The 23,945-nt window shown below is 66.1% G+C and carries 23 protein-coding genes; 11 read left to right on the forward strand and 12 right to left on the reverse strand.

Features of this window, described 5'->3' with window-relative positions:
- Positions 1 to 125: 125 nt before the first annotated feature.
- A complete protein-coding gene (locus EVC45_RS33060; protein ID WP_013091688.1) occupies positions 126 to 1,169 on the forward strand; it encodes a rod shape-determining protein in 1,044 nt (347 codons plus the stop codon).
- A gap of 22 nt (positions 1,170 to 1,191) precedes the next feature.
- The gene (locus EVC45_RS33065) at positions 1,192 to 1,710 is read left to right on the forward strand and encodes an SLATT domain-containing protein (RefSeq protein WP_129962373.1); all 519 of its coding nucleotides are present in this window, start codon (positions 1,192 to 1,194) and stop codon (positions 1,708 to 1,710) included.
- A gap of 35 nt (positions 1,711 to 1,745) precedes the next feature.
- On the opposite strand, the gene EVC45_RS33070 is transcribed toward EVC45_RS33065, so the two are convergent.
- Positions 1,746 to 2,441 (reverse strand): YceH family protein, encoded by a 696-nt coding sequence (locus EVC45_RS33070; protein WP_129962374.1) that lies wholly within the window; start codon positions 2,439 to 2,441, stop codon positions 1,746 to 1,748.
- 132 nt (positions 2,442 to 2,573) lie between these two features.
- On the reverse strand, positions 2,574 to 2,969 hold the full coding sequence (locus tag EVC45_RS33075; RefSeq protein ID WP_129962375.1) for a PaaI family thioesterase: 396 nt from the start codon (positions 2,967 to 2,969) through the stop codon (positions 2,574 to 2,576).
- A 141-nt stretch (positions 2,970 to 3,110) separates the two neighbouring features.
- On the opposite strand from EVC45_RS33075, the gene EVC45_RS33080 reads away from it, so the two are divergent.
- Positions 3,111 to 3,365 (forward strand): BON domain-containing protein, encoded by a 255-nt coding sequence (locus EVC45_RS33080; protein ID WP_129962376.1) that lies wholly within the window; start codon positions 3,111 to 3,113, stop codon positions 3,363 to 3,365.
- A 24-nt stretch (positions 3,366 to 3,389) separates the two neighbouring features.
- On the opposite strand, the gene EVC45_RS33085 is transcribed toward EVC45_RS33080, so the two are convergent.
- Entirely contained in the window at positions 3,390 to 4,541 is a 1,152-nt protein-coding gene (locus EVC45_RS33085; RefSeq protein WP_129962377.1) for an acetate/propionate family kinase, read from the reverse strand.
- A 13-nt stretch (positions 4,542 to 4,554) separates the two neighbouring features.
- Positions 4,555 to 6,948, reverse strand: a complete 2,394-nt coding sequence (locus tag EVC45_RS33090) for a phosphoketolase (RefSeq protein ID WP_129962378.1) — start codon at positions 6,946 to 6,948, stop codon at positions 4,555 to 4,557.
- Positions 6,949 to 7,206: 258 nt separating this feature from the next.
- On the opposite strand from EVC45_RS33090, the gene EVC45_RS47745 reads away from it, so the two are divergent.
- Together EVC45_RS47745 and EVC45_RS33095 are read left to right on the forward strand one after the other, a co-directional pair.
- Positions 7,207 to 7,338 (forward strand): hypothetical protein, encoded by a 132-nt coding sequence (locus EVC45_RS47745; protein WP_306770814.1) that lies wholly within the window; start codon positions 7,207 to 7,209, stop codon positions 7,336 to 7,338.
- A gap of 116 nt (positions 7,339 to 7,454) precedes the next feature.
- Positions 7,455 to 7,985: an ankyrin repeat domain-containing protein gene (locus tag EVC45_RS33095; protein ID WP_129962379.1), complete on the forward strand. Its 531-nt coding sequence runs from the start codon at positions 7,455 to 7,457 to the stop codon at positions 7,983 to 7,985.
- A gap of 69 nt (positions 7,986 to 8,054) precedes the next feature.
- On the opposite strand, the gene EVC45_RS33100 is transcribed toward EVC45_RS33095, so the two are convergent.
- The 4 genes from EVC45_RS33100 to EVC45_RS33115 all read right to left on the reverse strand — a co-directional run bounded on the left by EVC45_RS33100 (position 8,055) and on the right by EVC45_RS33115 (position 12,047).
- Complete coding sequence (locus EVC45_RS33100; protein WP_129962380.1) at positions 8,055 to 8,753, reverse strand: HAD family hydrolase; 699 nt, start codon at positions 8,751 to 8,753, stop codon at positions 8,055 to 8,057.
- A 66-nt stretch (positions 8,754 to 8,819) separates the two neighbouring features.
- A complete protein-coding gene (gene gnd, locus EVC45_RS33105) occupies positions 8,820 to 9,854 on the reverse strand; it encodes a phosphogluconate dehydrogenase (NAD(+)-dependent, decarboxylating) (RefSeq protein WP_129962381.1) in 1,035 nt (344 codons plus the stop codon).
- A 222-nt stretch (positions 9,855 to 10,076) separates the two neighbouring features.
- The gene (locus EVC45_RS33110) at positions 10,077 to 11,420 is read right to left on the reverse strand and encodes a sugar efflux transporter (protein ID WP_129962382.1); all 1,344 of its coding nucleotides are present in this window, start codon (positions 11,418 to 11,420) and stop codon (positions 10,077 to 10,079) included.
- A 330-nt stretch (positions 11,421 to 11,750) separates the two neighbouring features.
- Positions 11,751 to 12,047: a DUF2628 domain-containing protein gene (locus tag EVC45_RS33115; protein ID WP_129962383.1), complete on the reverse strand. Its 297-nt coding sequence runs from the start codon at positions 12,045 to 12,047 to the stop codon at positions 11,751 to 11,753.
- Positions 12,048 to 12,219: 172 nt separating this feature from the next.
- Here EVC45_RS33115 and EVC45_RS33120 point away from each other — a divergent pair, with 172 nt between their 5' ends.
- From EVC45_RS33120 to EVC45_RS33130, 3 genes are all read left to right on the forward strand, one after another.
- Positions 12,220 to 12,540: a thioredoxin family protein gene (locus tag EVC45_RS33120; protein WP_129962384.1), complete on the forward strand. Its 321-nt coding sequence runs from the start codon at positions 12,220 to 12,222 to the stop codon at positions 12,538 to 12,540.
- Between the two features lie 22 nt (positions 12,541 to 12,562).
- Positions 12,563 to 12,982 carry a secondary thiamine-phosphate synthase enzyme YjbQ gene (locus EVC45_RS33125; RefSeq protein WP_129962385.1) on the forward strand — a complete coding sequence of 140 codons (420 nt, stop codon included), beginning with the start codon at positions 12,563 to 12,565 and terminating at the stop codon, positions 12,980 to 12,982.
- Positions 12,983 to 13,079: 97 nt separating this feature from the next.
- Positions 13,080 to 14,099, forward strand: coding sequence for a class I fructose-bisphosphate aldolase (locus tag EVC45_RS33130; RefSeq protein ID WP_129962386.1), 1,020 nt, complete (start codon positions 13,080 to 13,082; stop codon positions 14,097 to 14,099).
- 30 nt (positions 14,100 to 14,129) lie between these two features.
- On the opposite strand, the gene EVC45_RS33135 is transcribed toward EVC45_RS33130, so the two are convergent.
- Entirely contained in the window at positions 14,130 to 16,274 is a 2,145-nt protein-coding gene (locus tag EVC45_RS33135) for a hybrid sensor histidine kinase/response regulator (protein WP_248295353.1), read from the reverse strand.
- 266 nt (positions 16,275 to 16,540) lie between these two features.
- Between EVC45_RS33135 and EVC45_RS33140 the strand changes: the two genes are divergently transcribed.
- Both EVC45_RS33140 and EVC45_RS33145 read left to right on the forward strand, forming a co-directional pair.
- Positions 16,541 to 18,166: an FAD-dependent oxidoreductase gene (locus EVC45_RS33140; RefSeq protein ID WP_129962388.1), complete on the forward strand. Its 1,626-nt coding sequence runs from the start codon at positions 16,541 to 16,543 to the stop codon at positions 18,164 to 18,166.
- A gap of 61 nt (positions 18,167 to 18,227) precedes the next feature.
- Positions 18,228 to 18,407 (forward strand): hypothetical protein, encoded by a 180-nt coding sequence (locus EVC45_RS33145; RefSeq protein ID WP_129962389.1) that lies wholly within the window; start codon positions 18,228 to 18,230, stop codon positions 18,405 to 18,407.
- Between the two features lie 88 nt (positions 18,408 to 18,495).
- On the opposite strand, the gene EVC45_RS33150 is transcribed toward EVC45_RS33145, so the two are convergent.
- The 3 genes from EVC45_RS33150 to glgX all read right to left on the reverse strand — a co-directional run bounded on the left by EVC45_RS33150 (position 18,496) and on the right by glgX (position 23,189).
- Entirely contained in the window at positions 18,496 to 20,562 is a 2,067-nt protein-coding gene (locus EVC45_RS33150; RefSeq protein WP_129962390.1) for an AI-2E family transporter, read from the reverse strand.
- 94 nt (positions 20,563 to 20,656) lie between these two features.
- Positions 20,657 to 20,833: a DUF2934 domain-containing protein gene (locus EVC45_RS33155; RefSeq protein ID WP_129962391.1), complete on the reverse strand. Its 177-nt coding sequence runs from the start codon at positions 20,831 to 20,833 to the stop codon at positions 20,657 to 20,659.
- Positions 20,834 to 20,975: 142 nt separating this feature from the next.
- The gene (gene glgX, locus EVC45_RS33160; RefSeq protein WP_129962392.1) at positions 20,976 to 23,189 is read right to left on the reverse strand and encodes a glycogen debranching protein GlgX; all 2,214 of its coding nucleotides are present in this window, start codon (positions 23,187 to 23,189) and stop codon (positions 20,976 to 20,978) included.
- 298 nt (positions 23,190 to 23,487) lie between these two features.
- On the opposite strand from glgX, the gene EVC45_RS33165 reads away from it, so the two are divergent.
- Positions 23,488 to 23,910: a PRC-barrel domain-containing protein gene (locus tag EVC45_RS33165; protein WP_129962393.1), complete on the forward strand. Its 423-nt coding sequence runs from the start codon at positions 23,488 to 23,490 to the stop codon at positions 23,908 to 23,910.
- Positions 23,911 to 23,945 lie beyond the last annotated feature (35 nt).

Genomic DNA, 23,945 nt, shown 5'->3' on the forward strand with positions numbered 1-23,945 from the left:
CGGTCGATAAACTGCTATTCTTGCTGTCGCGCGGCCGCTCTGGCCGCCCGCCGCGTGCAAGCGGCAGACCCCGACAAGCTCCCGGCGGCGCTCACGCGGCCGCCTTCGAAAAGACAGGAATACGCATGTTCGGTTTTCTGCGCGGCTACTTCTCCAACGACCTCGCGATCGACCTCGGCACGTCGAACACGCTGATCTACATGCGCGGCAAGGGCATCGTGCTCGACGAGCCGTCGGTCGTGTCGATCCGCCAGGAAGGCGGCCCCAACGGCAAGAAGATCATCCTCGCCGTCGGCCGCGAAGCGAAGCAGATGCTCGGCAAGGTGCCGGGCAACATCGAGGCGATCCGCCCGATGAAAGACGGCGTGATCGCCGACTTCAACATCACCCAGCAGATGATCAAGCGCTTCATCCAGATGGCGCATGAGTCGCGGCTGTTCGCACCATCGCCGCGCATCATCATCTGCGTGCCGTGCGGCTCGACCCAGGTCGAGCGCCGCGCGATCAAGGAGGCCGCGCATAGCGCGGGCGCCTCGCAGGTCTATCTGATCGAGGAGCCGATGGCCGCCGCGACGGGCGCTGGTCTGCCGGTGTCGGATGCAACCGGCTCGATGGTCGTCGATATCGGCGGCGGCACCACCGAAGTCGGCGTGATCTCCCTCGGCGGCATCGTGTACAAGGGCTCGGTGCGCGTCGGCGGCGACAAGTTCGACGACGCCATCGTCAACTACATCCGCCGCAACTACGGCATGCTGATCGGCGAGCAGACGGCCGAAGCGATCAAGAAGGAAATCGGCTCCGCGTTTCCGGGCTCCGAGGTCATGGAGATGGAAGTCAAAGGCCGCAACATGTCCGAGGGCATTCCGCGCAGCTTCACGGTGTCGAGCAACGAAATTCTCGAAGCGCTGACCGATCCGCTGAACCAGATCGTGTCGTCGGTGAAGATCGCGCTCGAACAGACACCCCCGGAACTCGGCGCGGACATCGCCGAGCGCGGCATCACGCTCGCGGGCGGCGGCGCGCTGTTGCGCGATCTCGACCGCCTGCTCGCCGAGGAAACCGGCCTGCCGGTGTTCGTCGCCGAGGCGCCGCTGACCTGCGTGGTGCGCGGCTCGGGCATGGCGCTGGAGCGGATCGAGAAATTCGGCAGCTCGTTTTCCTATGATTGACGCGCGTGCCGAAACCTGAGCGATGACGACCCTGCCCCCCTACGAGCCGCCCGTCGACGAAACCGAGTTGCTGTTGAAATGGATTCGCCGCGCGCGCGAATCGCAGATGAGCCATTACGACATGGCGGACCTGCTATCGGCGCGCGAGCGCGGCATCGGCTGGTTCGTCACCGTGCTGACCGCGTTCGTCGGCACCGCGGTGTTCGCGTCGCTGAGCGCGCCGCCGGTGTCGATCGAGATGCGGATTTTCATTGGGCTGGTCAGCGTGGCGGCGGCGCTTTCAGCCGCCTTGCAGACTTTTCTGCGTTATGCGGAGCGTGCCGAGAAGCATCGCGCGGCCGGTGCGCGCTATGGCGCGGTGCGTCGGCGGCTCGAGGCGGTGTTTGCCGGCGACGCCGATGCGCGCGAAGCGCACTACCTCACCGCGATCCGTACCGAACTCGACCGCCTCGCCGAAGACTCGCCGAACGTGCCGCCGCGGATCTTCTATCGCACTCAGCGCACGTTGCTGGCCGATAGGCCGCGCCGGCGCGATGCGTGAAACGCGCGGCCAGGCGCGTCCGCCTCTGTTTCAGATCACAAATCGTCCGCGCTAATACCCAGCTCCGTCGCCATGCGCCGCACGACGGCCTGAAGCCGGCTGACTTCATCGGCGAGACGTTTCTGCTCGGCCTTCAGCGCCTCGAATGCGGACAGCGGCACGCTGTCGTCCTCGGCGAGCGCGGACTGCGCGGCGTCGCTGATGCTGACCTCGCCGCACAGCAGATGCATCCAGCGATTCTCACGCTCGCCCACGACGCGCGGCAAGCGGATTACCCGGGGCGGATCGTTCGCGGCCAGTTCGTCGAGGAACGCCTCGACCGACGAAATATCGGCGAAGCCATGCAGGCGCGCGCTGTTCAGACGCAGTTCCGCGGCCGTTTGCGGGCCGCGGAGCAGCAGCGTGGTCAGCAGCGCGACCGACTGTCCGGGTAGCCCGAGCACGCGGTTCATGTTGTGCTCGAAGCGCGGCACGCGGCTGCTGCTGCCTTCGAACACGAGGCTCAGGCGTTTCAGGCCGTCGACGGCGGTCAGCACCTCGGCCTCGGTCGCGTTCATCACCGGCGCGCGGCCGGTCTTCTGATTGCAGCCGAGCGTCAGCGCGTTCAACGACAACGGATAGCTGTCGGGTACCGTGTTCTGTTTTTCGACGAGCACGCCGAGAACACGTCCTTCGAGCGCGGTCAGCGCGCGCAGCGAGGGTCGGGAAGGAGCGTCGGGAGTCGAATTCATGGGGATGCGAGGTCTCGTGGAAGATGCGCGCGCCGTTCGCGGCTGGACGGCGCGTTCTGTCAGGTGGGCACTATGATAAACGTGGCGGAGGCGGCGCGGTGAGCGAATCTGCGCGACCCGCGCGGCCGGCGCTCAGGCGGTCTTCGAATACTTGAAGGTGCCCTGCGCGCTCGCGATCAGCAGCTTGCCGTCCACCCACGCTTCCGCGCGCGAAAAGAAAATCGAACGGCCCGCGCGTTCGAGAAAGCCCTTCGCGGTGACCGACGCGCCGAGCCCCTTGTCCAGATAGTTGGTGGTCAGCGACAGCGTGAAGCCATGCCGCGCCGGCTGCCCCGGTGGCGCGTAGAGGCCCGCGTAGCCGGCGGCGGCATCGAGCAGCGTCGCGATCGCGCCGCCTTGCAGCACGCCCTGACGATTGAGCTTGTTCGCGTCGATCGGCATCAGCAGCTCGGCGTAGCCGTCGCGCCAATGCGTCAGACGCACGCCGAGCGATTCGAGAAACGGGTTGTCGATGGGAAAGTCGGACATGATTCGGGCCTTGCCTGAGTCGGAACGAATCGTGAGCATACCCGCGATCGGGCGGCGGCAGCGGCGAAGCCAGCCCGCGTCGGCAAAACCTGCTGCATCTGCTAGTGTTGGTGGATCAGCATTCTGTGCGGTGGAAAAGCCATGCGGTCCACAAGGTCGAAGTCTTGCGATTCTCCCCGCCTGACTGACGCGCAGATCGCCGCCGAAGCGACGCGCCGTCTCGCGTGGGACTCGGCCGTCCCGCCGCATGCCGTGCGCGTGAAAGTGGCGCGGGGGCGCATCACGCTGTCGGGCGAGCTTCAGCGCGAAGCACAGCGCGCCGCGATGCTCGAAGACGTGGCGCGCCTGTTCGGCGTCACCGCCATCGCGGACCGGACCGTGGTCAAATCGTCATAGCGTGGCTCGAACGGCACGAGCGGCTCAACCCTCCCCTGCCAACAGCAGTTCCCGGCAATGCCGCGCGATCTGCCTTTCCTCCTCGGTGTGCAGCACCCTCACCTTGCCCGCCGGATCGTTCTCGATGAGCCCCGCGAACGCGAGCCCTTCGCATACGCGTCGCCGGATCTCCGTGCTGTGCTCGCCGATCCCGCCGGTGAACACCAGCAGATCGATGCCGCCAAGCAGTGCCGCGTACCCGCCGATGGTCTTGCGCACCGCGATAGCAAAGGCATCGAGCGCGAGGGACGCCTGCGCGTCGCCGGCCGCCGCGCGTTGTTCGAGCGCTTGCATGTCGCTTTCGCCGTCCGCGTAACCGGCCAGACCGCTCTGGCGATTGAGCAGCGTTTCCAGCGCATCGGCGTCGAGCCGTTCCGCGCGCATCAGATACAGCAGCACGCCCGGATCGAGGTCGCCGCAGCGCGTGCCCATCGGGATGCCCCCCGTCGGCGTCAAGCCCATCGACGTATCGACCGATCTCCCATCGAGCAGCGCGCACAAGCTCGACCCGTTGCCGAGATGCGCGAACACCGCGCGCGACGGCAACGCCGCGCCGAGCTGCCTGACCAGCGATTCGTACGACAGCCCATGAAAGCCATAGCGGATCACGCCGGCGTCCGCATAGCGGCGCGGTATCGACAGCTGCGCGGCGCGCGGCGGCAGCGTTGCATGAAACGCAGTGTCGAAGCACGCGTAATGCGTGGCGTCGCCGAAAATCTGCGTGGCCTCGTCGATCAACGCGAGTGCCGGCGGGATATGCAGCGGCGCGAAGTGCAGCGCGTCGCGCAACTGCCGGCGCACGTCGTCGGTGATGCGCCGGTGCGTGCGCAGATGCGGGCCGCCATGCACGACGCGATGCCCGACCGCCGAAGGCCGCGCATGATGCTGCTGCACGAGCACCTGCGCAAGCTTCTGCAGCGCCTCGGTCTGCGATTCGAGCGTGTGCTCCTGCTGCAACAGCACGCAGCCATCGGCCGCCTTGATGCGCAGGCGGCCATCCTCGCGGCCGATGCCCTCGGCCGCGCCTTCGAGCAACAGCGTTTCGTCGTCGGCCGAGTGGGCGAAAAGCCCGAACTTCAACGACGACGAGCCGCTGTTCAGCACCAGAATCGTCCGTTCCTGATCGTGGTTGTGCATGCCGCGTCCTCGCTCAGGCTTTCCACGTCCAGTTGCGGATTTCCTCCTTGTCGATCCCTTCCTCGTGCGCATACGCGAGATGCTCGATGATCTGCCCGCGCAGCCACTCCTTCGTATGATCGCCGACGCCGCGCAGCGGCGGCACCCGATCGATCACGTCGATCGCCAGCGTGAAGCGGTCGACCCCGTTGATGATCGCGAGTTCGAGCGGCGTATTGATGTTGCCCTTCTCGTTATAGCCATGCACGTGAATGTTGTCGTGATTCTGCCGGTTGTACGTGAGCTTGTGCACGAGCGTCGGATACGAATGGAAGTTGAAGATCACCGGCTTTCCGGTCGTAAACAGCGAATCGAAATCGCGGTCGGATAGTCCATGCGGATGCGCATGCTCGGGCATCAGCCGGAACAGATCGACCACGTTGACGAAGCGGACCTTGAGCGTCGGGCAGCGCTCTCTCAGGATCTGTGCGGCGGCGAGCGCTTCCATCGTCGCGATGTCGCCCGCGCACGCGATCACGACGTCCGGCTCGACGCCCTGATCGGTCGATGCCCACTCCCAGATGCCGATGCCCTTCGTACAATGCGTGACGGCCGCGTCCATGTCGAGATAGGTCAGATGCGGCTGCTTGTCGGACACGATCACATTCACGTAGTCGCGCGAGCGCAGGCAGTGATCGGCGACGCTCAGCAGACAGTTCGCGTCGGGCGGCAGATAAATGCGCACCACATCGGGACTCTTGTTGGTGACCACATCGAGAAAACCGGGGTCCTGATGCGTGAAGCCGTTGTGATCCTGGCGCCACACGAGCGACGTGATCAGCAGGTTGATCGACGGCACCGGCTGCCGCCAGCCGAGATCGCGCTTGGCCTTTTCGAGCCACTTCGCGTGCTGGTTGAACATCGAGTCGATCACGTGCACGAACGCTTCATAGGTCGCGAAGAGTCCGTGGCGTCCGGTCAGCACATAGCCTTCGAACCAGCCCTCGAGCGTGTGCTCGCTGAGCAATTCCATCACGCGGCCATCGGGCGACAGGTCGCCGCCGTCGGCGTCGCTCGCTTCGAGCCCGGCCAGCCAGGTCTTGCCCGAGGCTTCATACACCGCCTGCAGCTTGTTGCTCGCGGTCTCATCGGGACCGAACAGCCGGAAATTCGACATGTTGTTGCGCATCACGTCGCGCAGGAACGTGCCGAGCACCGCGGTCGGCGACGTATAGGCCGCCGCCGGTTTCTTCACGGCCACCGCGTAATCGCGGAACGGCGGCATGTCGAGCGTCTTGCACAGCAGCCCGCCGTTCGCGTGCGGATTCGCGCTGATGCGGCGTGCGCCCTCGGGCGCGAGCGCGCGCAGTTCGTCGACAAGCCGGCCGTTCGCGTCGAACAGCGTGTCGGGGCCGTAGCTGCGCAGCCACTCCTCGACGATCTGCAGGCTCTTGCGATTGGTCGCCGGATCGGGCACCGGCACCTGATGCGCGCGCCACGAGCCTTCCACCTTGTGACCGTCGACTTCCTTCGGCCCGGTCCAGCCCTTCGGCGAACGCAGCACGACCATCGGCCAGCGCGGCCGCGTGGTGTCGTTGTTCCGCCGCGCATGCTGCTGGATCGCGCGGATTTCGCCGATGCATTGTTCGAGCGTCGCGGCCATCTGCTGATGCATCGTGTCGGGATCGTCGCCTTCGACGAAATAGGGCTTATGCCCGTAACCGACCATCAAGGCTTCGAGTTCTTCGCGCGGAATGCGCGCGAGCAGCGTCGGATTGGCGATCTTGTAGCCGTTCAGATGCAGCACCGGCAGCACCGCGCCGTCGCGGATCGGGTTCAGGAATTTGTTCGAATGCCACGACGTGGCGAGCGGGCCGGTTTCCGCTTCGCCGTCGCCGATCATCACGGTGACGATCAGTTCGGGGTTGTCGAACGCGGCGCCGTAGCCGTGCGACAAGCTGTAGCCGAGTTCGCCGCCCTCGTGAATCGAGCCCGGTGTTTCCGGCGTGCAATGCGAACCGATGCCGCCCGGAAACGAGAATTGCCGGAAAAAGCGCCGCATGCCGGCTTCGTCCTCGCTGCGGTCCGGATAAATCTCCGAGTAATGGCCTTCGAGGTAGCAATGCGCGAGGCTCGCGGGCGCGCCGTGGCCGGGGCCGGACAGATAGATCACGTCGAGATCGTGTTTGCGGATCAGCCGGTTCAGATGCACAAGCACGAAACTTTGGCCGGCGTCGGAGCCCCAGTGACCGAGCAGCCGGTTCTTGATGTGCTCGGGTTTCAACGCTTCGCGCAGCAGCGGATTGTCGCGCAGATAGATCATGCCGACCGACAGGTAATTGCACGCGCGCCAGTAGCGGTCGATGTTGCGCAGCGTGTCGGGATCCAGCACTTGCGGCGGGGTGGAATGCGAGCTTGATTCGGCCATTGCGTCACTCCTCGAAAACGGGCGGATGGGGGATGGTTACGGCGGCTGTTCGCGAGGCGCCTCGCGCGAATCGGCGCGTCGTGGTTCAGTGCGCTCGAAACGGAGCCGCGGTGCGCGAGTCGAATGTACTAAGCTGCTCAAACGGGGTGAATGCCTCTCCCCCTCGCAGTATGTCGCGCTGAATGTGGCATTCGTGCTGCATTTGCCTTACGCGAAGTGGTTTCTTTCGAGGTTCCTTTGTTTTAGGTCATGGCCGTTATGTCGACATCTTCCAGTCCACTCAAAGTGCTCGTGATTCTGTTCCTTACGCTCGTGTTGACCTGCGTGGCGATCGCCATACCGATCGGCATATTCGGGCTGCTGATCAAGCTGTTCGGCGGCCATGGCTAGCGCTGCGGCGCCGCTGCCAGCGCGCCGACCCGAGCGCCGCCGAATGTGTATGCTCGCTGAAAGAGACCAGGCGCGGCGGTTGCGTCGCACCGCTGATCCACCGCAAGGAGAGTGCCTTGACCGACCGCACCGACAATCCGCCCGCATCGCAACCCGATCCTGAATTGCAGGCGCTTGCGCGCGAAGTCTTCGACCTCGCGCGGCGCGGCGATGCGGCGATGCTCGCCGCCGTGATCGAGAAAGGCGTGCCGCCGAATCTGCGCAACGAGCGCGGCGACAGCCTGCTGATGCTCGCGAGCTACCACGGTCACGTCGACGCGGTGCGCACGCTGCTCGAACAGGGCGCCGATGCGAACCTGCGCAACGACGCCGGACAGACGCCGATCGCGGGCGCCGCGTTCAAGGGCTTCGACCAGGTGATCGACACCTTGCTCGCGCATGGCGCCGACGTCGAAGGTGCATCGCCCGAAGGCCGCACCGCGCTGATGATCGCGGCGATGTTCAACCGCACCGCGATCGTCGACCTGCTGCTCGCGCACGGCGCCAACCCGCATGCGCGCGACGCGAACGGCGTCAGCGCGGCCGATGCCGCCGCACGGATGGGCGCGGCCGAGACCCGGGCGCGCCTGAAAGCGCTCGGCGCATGACACCGCCACTTCACGCATGAGACGGCGCCCGCACACAGCGCTCACTGCGCACGCCAGGCGCTGCGCCGCCTAGTTGCCCTTCGCGCTTTGCAACAGCGTTTCCACGTCGATCTCCGCCAGCTCGCCGATCCGCCCGACCGTCACGTCCGCGGGCGGATTGCTCGCGATCTCCTTCGCATCGAATGCATAGTGCCCCTGGCGCGGAAACACGGTGGTCAGTCCCGCGCCCCATGACTTTTTCATTGCGCTCAGAATTCGCAGCTTGTCGTCGACCATCACGTAATGGTGCGCCGGATAGCATTCCATCACCTGATCGAGCATCAACTCCTTGTGGATGTAGATCAGCACGCGCCCGTCGACTTCGTCCCACAGGCCCGAGCGCGAAATCTTGCGTGGCTGGAACACGACGTCCCCGTCCGACAGGATCACCGTCGGCCCGTGTTTGCCGACATGGCGCAGCGCATCGAGCGCACCCGGATAGAGCCGGTTCGCAAACGGATACTCGATCAGGAACGACGACATCAGCAGCAGACGCGTATCGCGTGGATGCTCGGTCCGGTAGCGTTGCAGCGCGCCGAGGTAGTCGGCGTAGCCGAGTTCGGTGCGCAGGTTCTCGAAGATTTCCCAGTAGCGTGCACTGTTCTCTTCGCCGAACTGGCCCATCATGTGCGCGCGCAGATCCTGCAGCACGTGATCGTTGTCGAGCAGCGTGTTGTCGCAATCGAACAGAAACACGACGTCGTGCGGCGTGGTGGAGGTGACTGGCATCGCGGCTCCTTGGGGCAAGTTCGCGGGGACGGGTCGGCGCGATGGCGCGCTCGTGGTTGGCCTCGGCTAGTTCGGCGCGCCGTCCGGCGCGGCGGGTTTTTCCGCGTGGCCGCCGAAATCGTGCCGCATCGCCGACAGCACGCGATTGGCGAAATCGGCGTCACCGCGCGAGCTGAAGCGCGCGAACAGCGCCGCGCTCAGCACCGGCGTCGGCACGCCTTCGTCGATGGCCGCCGCGACGGTCCAGCGCCCCTCACCCGAATCCGATACGCGGCCCGCGTAGCCTTTCAGTTCGGTGTCGCCGGCAAGCGAGCCGGCGATCAGATCGAGCAGCCACGAGCCGATCACGCTGCCGCGCCGCCAGACCTCGGCAATATCGGCAAGATTCAGATCGTACTGATACAGCTCGGGGTTGCGCAGCGGCGACGTCTCCGCATCGACTTCGCGCGCCTGCCGGCCGGCGTCGGCGTGGCGCAGCACGTTCAGGCCCTCGGCATAGGCGGCCATCAGCCCGTACTCGATGCCGTTATGAACCATCTTGACGAAATGCCCCGCGCCTTGCGGGCCGCAATGCAGAAAGCCCTGCTCGGCGGTGCTGGCGCCGGCCGCGCGGCCCGGCGTCGCGCTCGCCGTGCCCGCGCCTGGCGCCAACGTCGAGAAGATCGGTTCGAGCCGTTTGACCACCTCGGTTTCGCCACCGATCATCAGACAGTAGCCGCGCTCGCGCCCGGCCACGCCGCCGCTCGTGCCGACGTCCACGTAGTGAATCTTGCGCGCGCCGAGTTGCTGGCCGCGGCGGATGTCGTCGTGATAGTAGGAGTTGCCGCCGTCGATCACGACATCGCCCGGCTCGAGCAGCGGCACGAGCTTGTCGAGCGTCGCGTCGACCACGGCGGCGGGCACCATCAGCCACACGGCGCGCGGCTTGTCGAGCTTCGCGACGAAGTCTTCGAGCGAACTCGCGCCGGCTATGCCCTCCTGCTTCAGCCGGTCGACCGCCGCCGGCTGCACGTCGTACACGATGCATTGCTGAGCGCCCTTGGTCAGGCGCCGCACCATGTCGGCGCCCATTCGTCCCAATCCAATCATGCCTAGCTGCATAGCTCGCTCCGATAGATGCTGGGTTGCGCCGCCCGATCATCTGTTCGTCGTGTTGCGGCGGCGTGGCTGCCCTTAAGCATAGGCGCTGTGTCGAGCGCTACGCCGAATGTATCGAAGCAGGCCGCATTTTTTTGCAGAGGCGCGGCGCGGCTCGAAGTCCCACGCGGCAGCAGGTGCGTCGCATCCGCGCGAAAGCGGTAGCGAACGCGCCGTCGGCACGCGTCATTCGCTGCGCTCGGGCACGCGCGTGCCGCGGCGCGCGGCGAGCTTCGCGTATTGCGCAGCCGCGAAGCGCTTCAGCGCGCGCCACATCAGCGGATAGCGATAGCCGGGCACCGCGAACAGCACGAGCGCGCACAGCGCCAGCAGCCCGCAGAACAGGAACGTGCCGCGATAGCTGAACGCCTGCACCAGCAGCCCCGACAACACGCCCGACAGGATCGAGCCGACCCGTGCCGCGTTGAAGAACAGCGCGGTCGCGCGTCCGGGCGAATGCGGCATCAGATCCTGCACGTAGGTCATGCCCAGGCACGAGGTCACGGCGACCACGAACGCGTTCAGCATCTGCATCGGAATCAGCACGCTGACGCTGCCGGCCATCGACATCGCGACGAAGTACACCGCATGCACGGCCGCGCACGCGGCGAGCCAGTTCGGTTTGTGCAGCGACGACGACTTCGCGCCGAGCGCGAGCATCATCGGGATTTCGGTGAGCGCACCCAGGCCGAGCATCACCGACACGTCGAGATGCGTGCCGTTCAGCCCGTGCACGATGTAGAGCGGCAGCACGATCATCGTCGCGTTCGCGGCGAGGCCGAGCAGGGTCAGTGCGGTCACCGAGCGCAGGATGTCGTTGGCCGACGCGACCGGCAGCGTTTCGTGCGCATCTTCGCCGGGCTGCCTCAGCGGCGGCACCGTGATCGACGCGGACGGCTCCGACGCGGTGTCCTCGACCGTGTGATCGCCGAGATGGCTCTGCGGCTCCTGCATGCGCCAGACGATGAAGCCGCAGGTCGCGAAGCTCGCGGCCGCGAACAGGAACAGGCCGGTAAAGTTCGTCGCGGCGAGCACCAGCGCGCCGACCGACGGCCCGAACACCCATGCCGCCGACAGGATCGTGCGCAGCGTCGCGCTCGCGAACACGCGCTCGGCGGGATCGGGCACCGGCAGCGCCGCGCGGCTGAACGAGAACACCATCGAAATCGCCGAACCGCCCGCGCCGATGAACACGATGCCGACCACCAGCAGCAGCCGGTAGTCGCGCACCACGCACAGACACAGATAACCGAGCGCGGCGGCGATCAGCGCCGCCAGCAGCAATGGACGATGCCGCCCGCTCCTGTCGCTCCAGCGCCCGGCGGCCGTGCTCGCGAGCACACCGCTCGCGGCGATCAGCGTCATGAACACGCCGAGCCGGAACGGCGTCATACCGGCGCGTTCGATGCCGAACAGCGACAGATACGGTGCGGTGAAGGACATCGCCACACCGAGCATCAGCGTGGCGGCGGCGAGCGGCTTGAAGCCAGGAATGCGAAGCAGGTCGAAAAAACGCGCAGTTTTCAACACGGGGACGGTGGCTCAGGTGGAGCGGGCCTCGATGCGCGGCAAAACGATCGGAGGCACGATAGGCGTCGCAGGCTCGGGGCCGGAACGACCGGGGCATTATCGACCCGGAGCGCGGCTCGCGTAAACCCGCGAACGGCCGTCCCAAATCCATGGAATGTGCGCGGGTGTATCGGGATGCTCGTGCCATGCCGTGGCGATGCGCGCCGTTAGCGGCAAGCTGCCGGCACGCTCGCCGCTACTTGCCCGCAGTTGCGCGCATTTGCTGCGCCTGGGGGTTGTAGCCGCAGGTCGGATAGAGAACTCGGTGTGATAGCCGCCCCACGCGGTCGATCACACCACGACGTAGCCGCGCTGTTCGAGCGTCCAGCGATGCCACCGGTTGCCATAGGCGCCGCATGCGAACGCGAACGCGATCGACAGCACGAAGCCGATCAGATCGGCCGTCTCGCCCCACAGACCGATGCCCAGCAGAATCACGTTGATGCCGAGCATCACGAACGCGGCGAACCACATTCTCTTCGACAGCGCCCAGATGAAACCGAGCAGGCACGCTCCCCAGCTGAAGCCGGTCGCGACGGGGATAGCGTCCTTGTGTTGCGGATGTTGCAGATAGATTCGTGCGTTCATGTTTTGCGAGGTTCCGTGCGATGACGCGGCGCGTCGATCGGTCGAGCACGCGCGCACCGCTTTTTAACATGCCACGGCGACACTGCGCGCATCGGCGGCGCACGGCCGCTCCGCTGACGATCCGCGGCATAGCTGCTACCCTTGGCAGATCATGATCGCAAGCGGAGCACGCATGACCTCCCCGACAGCTTATTCCCCGAAGGCTCCGACCCGCAGCGAGCTCGACTCCCTGCCCGGCGTCACCGTCGTCGAATTCGGCACCGACTGGTGCGGCTATTGCCAGGGCGCGCAGGCATCGATCCGCCAGGCGCTCGCGCCGCACGCGGGCCTGCGGCATCTGAAGATCGAGGACGGCCCCGGCCGCCCGCTCGGCCGCTCGTTCAAGGTCAAGCTGTGGCCGACGCTCGTGCTGATGCGCGACGGCGCCGAACTCGCACGGGTGGTGCGGCCCCGCAGCGCCGAAGATATCGAGGACGCGTTCGCGTCGCTCTGACATTCGAGATTCGAGCCCCGTCATGCGCCAGGTCATCAATCATCTGAGCGTCCAGGCCCGCGGCCGCGGCCTGGTCGAGTTTACCGACGACGTGCGCCGCTTCGTCGACGACACCGACATCCGAACCGGTCTGCTGACGCTGTTTTGCCGGCACACGTCGGCGTCGCTGCTGATTCAGGAGAATGCCGATTCGTCGGTGCGGCGCGATCTCGAGCGCTACTTCGAGAGCCTCGCGCCCGAGGACGACGCGCGCTACGAGCACGACACCGAAGGCCCCGACGACATGCCCGCGCATCTGCGCACGGCGCTCACGCAGGTGCAGCTATCGGTGCCCGTCGAGCATGGCAGGATGCTGCTCGGCACATGGCAGGGGCTGTATCTGTTCGAACATCGCCGTCACCCGCAGCCGCGCGATATCGTGCTGCATCTGCTCGGCGAATGAAGTCCGCTATCGAACCCAACCGTCACGCCAGGGAACCTGTCACCGGCTTTTCTCCGCACACCGCATCGAACGGAGCCTACCCAAGGGAGCACACCTCATGGACACCCGTAGCGAGCTGCAAGCCACCGTCAAAGCGATGGTTCAACCAGGCAAAGGTCTTCTCGCCGCCGACGAAAGCGGCCCGACCATCGCCAAACGCTTCAAGACGATCGGCCTCGAATCGACCGAGGAAAACCGACGCGCGTATCGAAACCTGCTTCTGACGACGCCCGGCCTTGGCGAGTTCGTCAGCGGCGTGATCCTCTACGAGGAAACGCTCGGCCAGAAAGCCGACGACGGCACGCCGTTCCCGCAACTGGCCGCGGCGAACGGCATCGTGCCCGGCATCAAGGTCGACCTCGGCAAGGTGCCGCTCGCGCTCGCTCCCGGCGACGAGATCACCGAAGGCCTCGACGGTCTCGCCAAGCGCTTCGTCGATTACAAGCGGCAAGGCGCGCGCTTCGCCAAGTGGCGCGCGGTGTACAACATCACGGCGAGCCTGCCGAGCCGGCTCGCGATCGAGGCGAACGCCAATTCGCTCGCGCGCTACGCGGCGATCAGCCAGGAAGCCGGCATCGTGCCGATCGTCGAACCCGAGGTGCTGATGGACGGCGATCACACGATCGAGCGTTGCGCGGAAGTGACCGAGGCCGTGTTGCATGAGGTGTTTCATGCGCTGCATCGGCATCGCGTGGTGCTCGAACATATCGTGCTGAAGCCGAGCATGGTGCTGGCCGGCGCCGAGCACCAGCAGCAGTCGAGCACCGCGCATATCGCGGCGGCGACCGTACGCGTGCTGATGCGCACGGTGCCCTCTTCGGTGCCCGGTCTCGTGTTCCTGTCGGGCGGCCAGTCGCCCGAGGAGGCCAGCGCCAATCTTGGTGCGATGAACCGGCTCGGTGCGCTGCCGTGGAATCTGAGCTTTTCATACGGGCGCGCGTTGCAGGAGCCGCCGTTGAACGCGTGGCGCGGCCAGCCGGGCAACGTGAAGGAAGCGCAGCAGGCGCTGCTCAAGCGCGCGCGTCTGAATGGCGCGGCCGCGCTCGGCAAGTATGACGCGGCGATGGAAAAGGATTGATCGCCGGCGAGCGATCGCGAAGCCTCGGCTTCAGGTGCCGCAAGCCACCAGCGCATGCAATTCGTCGATATTGAACGGCTTCGCGAGTATCGCGATGCCGAGCCGGCGCGCGCGGTCGAGTTCGTCGGCGTAACCGGTCATCAGCGCGATCTTCTGCGACGGCCACGCGCTGCGGACCTTTTCCGCCAGGTCGATACCGTTCAGCTTGCCCGGCATCTGGATGTCCGACAGCACCAGCTCGAAGCGCTCGCCGGCGCTCAGCACGTCGAGCGCCTGATCGGCGGTCGGCTCGTGATGCACCTCGCAGCCGAAGGTTTCGAGCACCGCCGTGACGCCGGCCGCGACCTCCTCGTTGTCCTCGACGAGCAGCACGGCCCCGGCCACCGTCGGCAGCGGCTGGCGTGCGTCGGCGCCGGCCTGCGCGGCGCGCTCGCGATAGCGCGGCAGAAAGATCCGCACCGTGGTGCCGCTGCCCGGCACGCTGTCGATCTTCGCGGTGCCGCCAGCCAGCTCGGACATCGACAGCACCTGGGCGAGCCCGAGGCCGGTGCCCGAGCCGCGCAGCTTGGTCGTGAAGAGCGGCTCGAACGCGCGCCGCGCGACCGATTCGGACATCCCTTCGCCGTCGTCGGAACAGGCGATCAGCACGTACTCGCCGTCCGGCAGCAGCGTATCGCTGCTGACCAGCCGATTGTTCTGGCAGCGGATCACGAAGCGCCCGCCATGCGGCATCGCATCGCGCGCGTTCATCGCGATGTTTACGATCGCGAACTCGAGGTCGGTCGGGTCGACGAGCACCTGCCACAGGCTCTCCGGCATGCGCAACGCCAGCTCGATCGTGTCGCCGAGTGCCGCGTCGAGCAGCGGCACGGCGCCCGGCAGCCAGCGCGCGAGCTCGACCGGCTCCTGCTTGAGCGGCTGCTTGCGCGCGACGCTCAACAGACGCCGCGTCAGCGCTTCGGCCGAGGCGGTGGCTCGCTCGACCGCCTGCACTTCCTTCTCGAGATCGTTGTAATGCTTGAGCCGGGCGAGCTCGATGTTCGCCGCGACCACCATCAGCAGGTTGTTGAAGTCGTGCGCGACATTGGCGACCAGATTGCCGAGCGCGCCCATGCGTTGCAGTTGCCGGCTCGACGCCTCGGCCGAAAGTCGCATCGCGACCTCGCCCTGCCAGCGCTCCCAGGCACGTCGCTCGGCTTCGAGCTGACGCAACGAATACAGCACCAGCACCCAGATCGCGATGCACGGCAGCGCCGTCAGCGCCGCGATCAACAGAAAGTGCGTGCGCCACGCGGCCACGATCGACGACGTCGCGTACGCGCTCATCACATACAACGGATAGTCGCCGACGCGGCGAAACGCGAGCAGCCGCTCGATGCCGTCGACGGTCGAATTCAGACGCACGTGGCCGAACAGCTCCTTGTCGCGCAACGCGGTCATGAACGCGCTGTGCATGGACGGCCGCGCGCCGGGCGGCCACGCCGGATAGCGCACCAGCAGATTGCCGTCCTGCCGGTACAGCGCGAGCGCGAGTGACGGATCGCCGTTGGTCAGCTCGCGATAGAAGCGCGAGAAATATTCGTTGCGCAGCGCCACGATGACCACGCCGAGAAACTGACCGTTCGCGCCCGAGCGTCCGGTCGCGGTCGTGAACACGTCGATCTTCGACAGCGTGCCGAACATCGGCATCGAGAAATACGGCTGCGGGCGCATCGCCTTGGCGGCAAGAAAGTCGTCGCGCTCGCCGATCGTCATCGCCGGCGCCGGATACACGAGGCTCGACGCCAGCAGTTCGCCGTTCACGCCGAGCACCCCGATCGACGCCACCTGCGGAAAGTCGCCGCCGATGCCTTGCAGACGTTCGTGCAATTCGCGCTCGCTCGCGCGGATCTGCGCATCGTCGGAATTGCCGAGCAGCTCGATCACGCGCGAGGCCATCTGCCGGTTCAAATCCAGCACCTTGACGGCCTGCTCCTGCGCGACGCGCGCGAGGCGGTCGATCATGTCGTTCGCGTCGGAGATGCGGCGCTGGTAGTCGAAGTAGCCGTAGCCCGCGAGGCAGGCCAGCGGAAACACGATCGACACGGCCAGCACGATCAGCAGCATGCGCCGCGTCGCCGCGAAGTTGCGCGACGGCATCGGTACATCGACTGCGACACGTTCTGCACGCTGCACGGTCACCCGCTCCATCAAATTGCCCTACGCTTTAGGGAAGGCATTGCCTACGAATTCGCACACCGCTGTTCGCTCGCTAATTCCCTGTCTGGAAATTTACCGCATCTCGGCTCATCTTCCAAAGTGGGTTCGCAGCATCGCTTCGCCCGCGCGCGCGGGCACAGCGATTGCTGCCACATCGCTGCTCGATGGCAAGCCCACTTCCGTCAACGCTCGCGACGCATTTGCGTACGCTGCGCGAGCCCTTCCATTCGCGAGGCCTCACCATGTCCACGCCTGCCCGCCGCGTCGCGCGGCTATCGGAATTGCCGGCGGACCGCGCGATACGCGTGACCGTGGACGACACGCCGATCCTGCTGGTGCGCGACGGCGACGCCGTGCGCGCGTACTCGCCTGATTGCCCCCATGCGGGAGGCCCGCTCGAAGAGGGCGCGCTGTGCCACGGCCGCATCATCTGTCCGTGGCACAAGGGCACGTTCGACGTCGCGACCGGCAACGTGCTGGAGCCGCCCGCGCTGCTGCCGCTCGAGCGCTACCCGGTCACGCTCGATGGCGACGACGTGCTGGTGTCGGCGGAAAAAATCGCCGCGCCGGAGCCGGCGTCCCGCACGCGACCGGCCGACACCGCCGCGCAAAGTAAGCACTACGTGGTGATCGGCGCGGGCGCGGCCGGCGCCGCCGCCTGTGCCGGGTTGCGCGAGTTCGGCTTCGAGGGCCGCATCACGTTGATCGGCGACGAAGCGCACGCGCCCTACGACCGCACCTCGCTCAGCAAATTCGTGCCGTCGTTTGAAATGGCGCCCGCCGACGTGCCGCCGCTGCTGCCGCCCGACTGGCTGCACGCGCACGGCATCGAGCGGATCGTCGCGAAGGTCGCGCGGCTCGACGTGCCTGCGCGCACGATCCATTTCGAAGCCGGCGCGGGCACCGGCGAGCCAGCCATCGAGCCCTTGAAATACGACACCGCGCTGCTCGCGACCGGCAGCGTGCCGAAAGTGCCCGACATTCCCGGCTGCGAACTCCGCGGCGTGCACGTGCTGCGGCACCTCGACGATGCCGCCGCGTTGATCGATGCGCTCGGCGACGACGCCTCGCAAACCCGCGTCGCGATTCTCGGCAGCGGCTTTATCGGCCTCGAAGTCGCGTCCGCGCTGCGCAAGCACGGCGTGCCCGTCACCGTGATTTCGCGCGACAAGCTGCCGTTTGCGAAGCAGTTCGGCGAGCGCGCGGGCCAGATGTTTCGCGCGCTGCACGAAAGCAACGGCGTGACGTTTCATCTCGACGCGAAGGTCGCATCGCTCGAGGGCGACGCAGGCAACGTGCATAGCGTGATGCTCGAAGGCGGCGAGGCCATCGCCGCCGATGTCGTGCTGCTCGGCACGGGCGTTGCGCCGGCTACGGGATTCGTCGAAGGATTGCCGTTGCAGAAGGACGGCGGCGTGGTCGTCAATGCGGGCATGAACGCGGCGTGCGGTCTGTATGCGGCTGGCGATCTCGCGGTGTTCTCGCTGCACGAGAACCAGGAGCCGGTGCGTATCGAACATTGGCGCGTCGCGCAGCAGCATGCGCGCATCGCCGCGCAGAACATGTGCGGCGCGCGCAACCGCTATGTCGACGTGCCGTACTTCTGGACCTATCACTACGGCAAGAACTTCGAATACCTCGGCCACGCGAGCGAGTGGGACGAGATCGTCGTCGATGGCGACTTCGATCATCACCAGTTCATCGCGCTGTACGTGCGCGACGGCAACGTCGACGCGGTGCTCGCCTGCGAGCGCGAAGCGCTGACCGCACGGCTTTCCGACGCCATGCGCGGCGGGCTGTCGCGTGCGGAGGCGCTCGCGATCATCGGTGCGACGGCGCAAAGCGCGCCGGAGCGGGCCGCGTCGTGACGACGCGCGCGTGGATCCGCGCGAGGCGAAGTCTTGCCGTTCAACCTGGGAGGAAAGCACCATGACGACGCACAAGGAAAAGCATCCGCACTCGGAAAAGAGCGAGAAACAGATCGACAAGCAGGTCGAAGACAGCTTCCCGGCTAGCGACCCGCCTTCGACGGGCGGCACCACGAAGCTCGAGCCGGAGCGGGACAAGGCCAGGGCCAAGGCCGGGCACGACAAACCCGCTGGTCACTAGGCGCCTAACCGGCCAGGCCGGCGCGCGCGCGACGGAATGCAAGCGATCCCGCGCGCCGGTCGCACCTGATCCCTGCTGAAACGAGGCCTCAGTCATCCTCGAACTGCGGCTCCTCGATCACCGTTCGCGTCGCATCGATGCGACGGCACGCGGCCAGCATCTGCTGCAACGACGTCGCCGAGCACTCCGCTTCCAGCGAATCCTGCTGTTGCGCGCTCCACTGCTGCGTCCCCTCGGGTGTCCAAAGACCAACCACGATCGACACCTTCGGCAAGCGCGCGCGAATGCGCCGCACCAGATTGCGCAGATGCGACGGCATGCCGTCGATCTGCAGATACAGAATGCAAACGATGCCGATGTCGCCCGCCTCGAGGCTGTCGATCGACGCACGCGACACTGCCTCGTGCGGCAGCGAGCGCGCCGCGAAACCGTGCTTGCCGAGCAACTGCAGCAGGATGACCGTCGCAAGCGCATCGAGCGGGCCACGGCCCGGCACGCACAACACGCGGCTCGTCGGCGCATGCCAGGCGAACACGGGCGCGGCGGCGGACGGTTCGCTGACTGGCGTCTGTTCAGGGCAGTGGGTCTGCTCTGGCGTGACCGTTGGGGCGCTGATGTCGCTATTCGCGGCGTCGATAGATTGCGGCGCCACCCGCGCGTCCCGCGTGTCGTCTGAGGGCGCGAGCGGCCCCACCTCACCCCAGTTCGCCTGCGTCGCATGCGGCGTGGGCTCGCGATCCTCGTAGCCGTCGAGGCCGTCCACCAGGTCGTTGGTCGTCGACTCGATGCGCGCGAACTGCGCGCTCGTCACGCTGCCGCGCATTACGTCGGTGGCCGCGAGCCGCAAGCCCTTGATCGCGACCTCGTCGTAATAGGCGGACAGCGAGCGGTCGCGCAGCAGAACCTCGGCCTGCTCGATCGCTTCATCCGGATCGCCCGCGAGCGCGCGTTGATAGAAGTTTTCGACCGGCGTCAGCGCGGGCTGATCGCCGAGCAGCACGTCGAGAAACTCGAGACGCCGCACATGCCGGCCGAGCACCAGCAGACACAGCGTCAACGGTGTGGACAGGATCAGGCCGATCGGCCCCCAGATCCAGCTCCAGAAGATCGCCGCGACCACCACCGAAAACGGCGACAAGCCCGTGCTGCGTCCATACAGCAGCGGCTCGACCACCTGCCCCACCGCCAGCTCCGCGACCACGAACAGCACCAGCGACCAGATCGCCATCGCCCAGCCGGGACTGACCGCGGCGGCGAGCGCGGTGGGCAGCGTCGCCGCGATCCAGATGCCGACGTACGGCACGAGCCGCAGCAGCGCCGCCAGAATGCCCCACAGGATCGGGCTCGGCACGCCGATCAGAAAGAGCCCCGTGCCGATCACGACGCCGACGCCGGTGTTCACGCCGAGTTGCGACACGAAGTAGCGGCTCAGGCGCCGCGCGGTCTCGTCCATCACCGTGGTCGTGCGATGCAGGTCGCGCGAGCCGAACAGCCGGATCGCGCGATCGCGCAGATCATCGCGTTGCAGCAGGATCACGATCGTGACGACGAAAACGATGAACGCAGTTTCCAGCGGACTGATGGCCGGCGACAGCACCCGTCGCGCGAGCTCGAACGGCGTCGGCACCGGCTCGCGTACCTCCACCGGCACCGCCGCCGATGCCTGCGGGCTCGCCGCGGCCGCCGCGCCGTTCGGCGCTTGCGGTTGCGGCGGCTCGATCGTCGCGCGCTGCAACGCCTGCCCCGCCTCGCTGGCGAACCGGTTCAGCTTGCCGATCGTCAGACTGTGCACGGTGTCGAGCTTGTGCTGGATGGTCGCCTGATAGCGCGGCATGCCGGCCGCGAGATCGGTCAGCTGGGTGGCGATCATCGCGCACAGCAGCGCGATGACCGACACCGAAATCACGACTGCCGCGCACACCGACGCGACATGGCCGAGTTTGAGCCGGCACAGCGCATCGGCGAGCGGCGCAACGAGAAAGCTCAACAGGATCGCGAGCGTGATCGGAATCATCACGGCGCTCGCAAAATACAGGCACGCAACCGCGATCACGGCGACGCCGAACGTGACGAGGCCCTCGATACCGAATGCGGCGGACGCCGCCTGAATGCGCGCGGCGGGACTCGCGCCGCGCGGCTCGGGTGTGTCGTTCATGTCGTGGAGCGAAAGCCGGACGTGGGGAAACGGTCCCGAGCCGCACGCGCTGCGGCGACCCGGAGTCACCTTACTCAGTACTGTTGAGTAATGCCTATTTCATCGTATCGCCCGACACGGGTCCGCTCTCGACCGGTGGTGCCTCCTTCTCGATCTCACTGCGCGCCTGCTCCCAGTATTGCTCGGGCGTGCCCTTTGGATCGGCGGCCTGCTCCCACAGATAGTAGGCGCGCGTGCGGATCTGCTCGTCGATGCTCGGTTCCTGTTCCATTTGTTCCCCCCAGCCTGGCTGTTCGTGTGCGCGCTCCTGACGTCGCGAAGATCGCAGACGCGCGCGTGTCGTCACCAAACGGAAAGAGCAAACGTTGTACCTGGGTTAAGCCCAGCTTCTGCAATGGGGCTGGCGTCGTCGATCAACCTGGCGCGGACTCGGCTTCGTCGGAAGTCAGTTGCTCTTCAAGCCGGTCGAACACGCGCTGTGTCGCGCGGCTCGGCGCTTCGAGCGCGAACAGCAGCAGCGAGCGGCCGGTGACCTGGTACTCGTCACCCGCGCTGAATTGCGGCAGCTCGGCGCGCACCGGCATGTTGGTGTCGACGAGGCAGGTCCAGAGCTCGCCCTCGGGAATGTCGGGCAGCGTGAAGTTGACGACGTCGTGATGCGCGTTCAGCACCAGCAATAAGGTCGCGTCGGACGCGAGCCGGCGAATGCCGCTCGCCTGCGCGCGGCCGTCGATCACGAGGCCGAAGCAGCGCATCAACGGATCGGCCCACTGCTCGTCCGTGATGTCGGTGCCGTCCGGCGATAGCCAGCGGGTGTCGGTCACGTCGAGCGTCTCGTTGTATTCGCCAGTCAGAAAACGGCCGCGCCGCAGCACCGGCAAGCGGTGGCGCAGCGTGGTCAGATTGCGCACGAACTCGGTGAGCGCGCGGCCGTCGTCGTCGATCGCCTCCCAATCGACCCAGCTGATCTCGTCGTCCTGGCAATACGCGTTGTTGTTGCCCTGCTGCGTGCGGCCGAATTCGTCGCCGGCGAGGATCATCGGCGTACCCTGCGACAGCAGCAGCGTCGCAAGCAGATTGCGCTTCTGGCGCTCGCGTTGCTGGCGGATCTCGGCGTCGTCGGTCGGTCCTTCGACGCCCATGTTCCACGACTTGTTGTCCGAATGGCCGTCGCGGTTGTCCTCGCCATTTGCCTCGTTGTGCTTGTCGTTGTACGAGACCAGATCGTTCAGCGTGAAGCCGTCGTGCGCGGCAATGAAGTTCACGCTCGCCCACGGCCGCCGGCCGCGATGATTGAACTTGTCTCCCGACGCGGTGACGCGCGTCGCGAGATCGGCGGCGGTGCCTTCGTCGCCCTTCCAGTACGCGCGCACGGTGTCGCGGAAGCGATCGTTCCATTCGGCCCAGCCCGGCGGAAAGCCGCCCACCTGATAGCCGCCCGGGCCGCAATCCCACGGCTCGGCGATCAAGCGGATGCTGGAGAGCACCGGGTCCTGCCGGCAGCTGTCGAGAAAGCCGCCGCCCTCGTCGAAGCCGTGATCTTCGCGGCCGAGGATCGTCGCGAGATCGAAACGGAAGCCGTCCACTTTCATCTCGGTGACCCAGTAGCGCAGGCTGTCGGTCACCATCTGCAGCACGCGCGGATGCGACAGGTTCAACGTATTGCCGGTGCCGGTGTCGTTGATGTAGTAGCGCGGCTCGTCGGGCATCAGCCGGTAGTACGACGCGTTGTCGATGCCCTTGAACGAGATCGTCGGGCCGCGTTCGTTGCCCTCGGCCGTATGGTTGTACACGACGTCGAGTATCACTTCGAGATCGGCCTGGTGAAAACGGTCGACCATCTCCTTGAACTCGCCGACCGAATCCGTCGACGACGCGAAGAAACGCGGATCGGCCGCGAAAAAGCCGATCGTGTTGTAGCCCCAGTAATTCGTCAGACCCTTGTCGAGCAGATGGCTGTCGTTGACGAAAGTCTGGATCGGCATCAGCTCGACCGAGGTCACGCCAATGCTACGGATGTAGTCGAGCACCGGCTGCTGCGCCAGACCCGCGAAGGTGCCGCGCAAATGCTCGGGCACTTGCGGATGACGTTTCGTGTAGCCGCGCACATGCGTCTCATAGAGAATCACGCGCTCCCACGGCAGCGCGTTGCGCTCCGGATGGCTCCACGAAAAATTCGCGTCGACCACCTTGCACTTCGGCACGAAGGGCGCGCTGTCGCGTTCGTCGAATGACAGGTCGAGCTCTTCCGCGTCCAGCGTATAGCCAAAAATTTCAGGTGCCCATTTCAGCTCGCCGATGTGCGCCTTCGCATACGGATCGAGCAGCAGCTTGTTCGGATTGAAGCGATGCCCGTTCTCGGGCTCGTAAGGACCATGCACCCGGTATCCATAGACGGCACCCGGTTTCAGATTCGGTATGAACACATGCCATACCTCGTCGGTGTATTCGGGAAGCTCGATCCGTTCGAGTTCGTGCTGGCCGGTTTCATCGAACAGACACAGTTCGACTTTGGTTGCGTGCGCGGAGAACAGCGCGAAGTTGACGCCGCTGCCGTTCCATGTCGCACCGAGCGGAAAAGGCGTGCCTTCGGAGATGCGCGTCGAGTAACTGGCTGGGGATGACATAGGTGTTCTCAGTGGACGCAAGGAGTTTGGTATTTCAGGGTCGCGCGTGTGTTTTTTTCAACTGCCTTTCCACGTATTCGTTGCTGCTCGTGGTTCCAGTGTACGCACTCGGGACGCGCGTGCCGGACATTGCACAGCGCCCGAGGCAGCAGGCGGCCTCCGTGAGCAACTTTCGGGCCCGACCCGAAGCCCATTTCCCTCAGATCAAAACCGCGGCACGCGATTTGCACCATCGAGGCAGGCGCACGCGTTCCGCGCGATATTGAAACGCCACGACAGCAAACAGGGAGAACACAAGATGATGCGCAACACACCGATCAAACCGCTCGCCGCTTCCGCATCGCTGCTCGCCGCCATTACGCTATTTTCCGCGTTAGGCACGTGCGGCAGCGCGTTCGCGCAAGGCGCCCCCCAGGCGATCACCGAAAAACGCACGGACGTCGTGCAGCTCGCGAGCGGCTATCGCGCGTCGAAACTGTCGGGTGCCGATGTATACAACCGCAACAAGGACAACATCGGCACGCTCGACGATCTGATCGTGTCGCCCGGCACCGAGCGCACCACGTACGCGATCCTGTCAGTCGGCGGCTTTCTCGGCATGGGCAAGCATCTGGTCGCCGTGCCGTTCACCGATCTGCAGATCGACAACCGGCGCGTCGTGCTGCCCGAGGCGACGAAGAAATCCCTCGAGGCGTTGCCGGAGTTCAAGTACGCGGATTGAGGGCGGCGTTGCCGCGTCGGATCGGACGACGCGGC

Source organism: Paraburkholderia sp. UYCP14C, assembly GCF_004197395.1.
Lineage (GTDB): Bacteria > Pseudomonadota > Gammaproteobacteria > Burkholderiales > Burkholderiaceae > Paraburkholderia.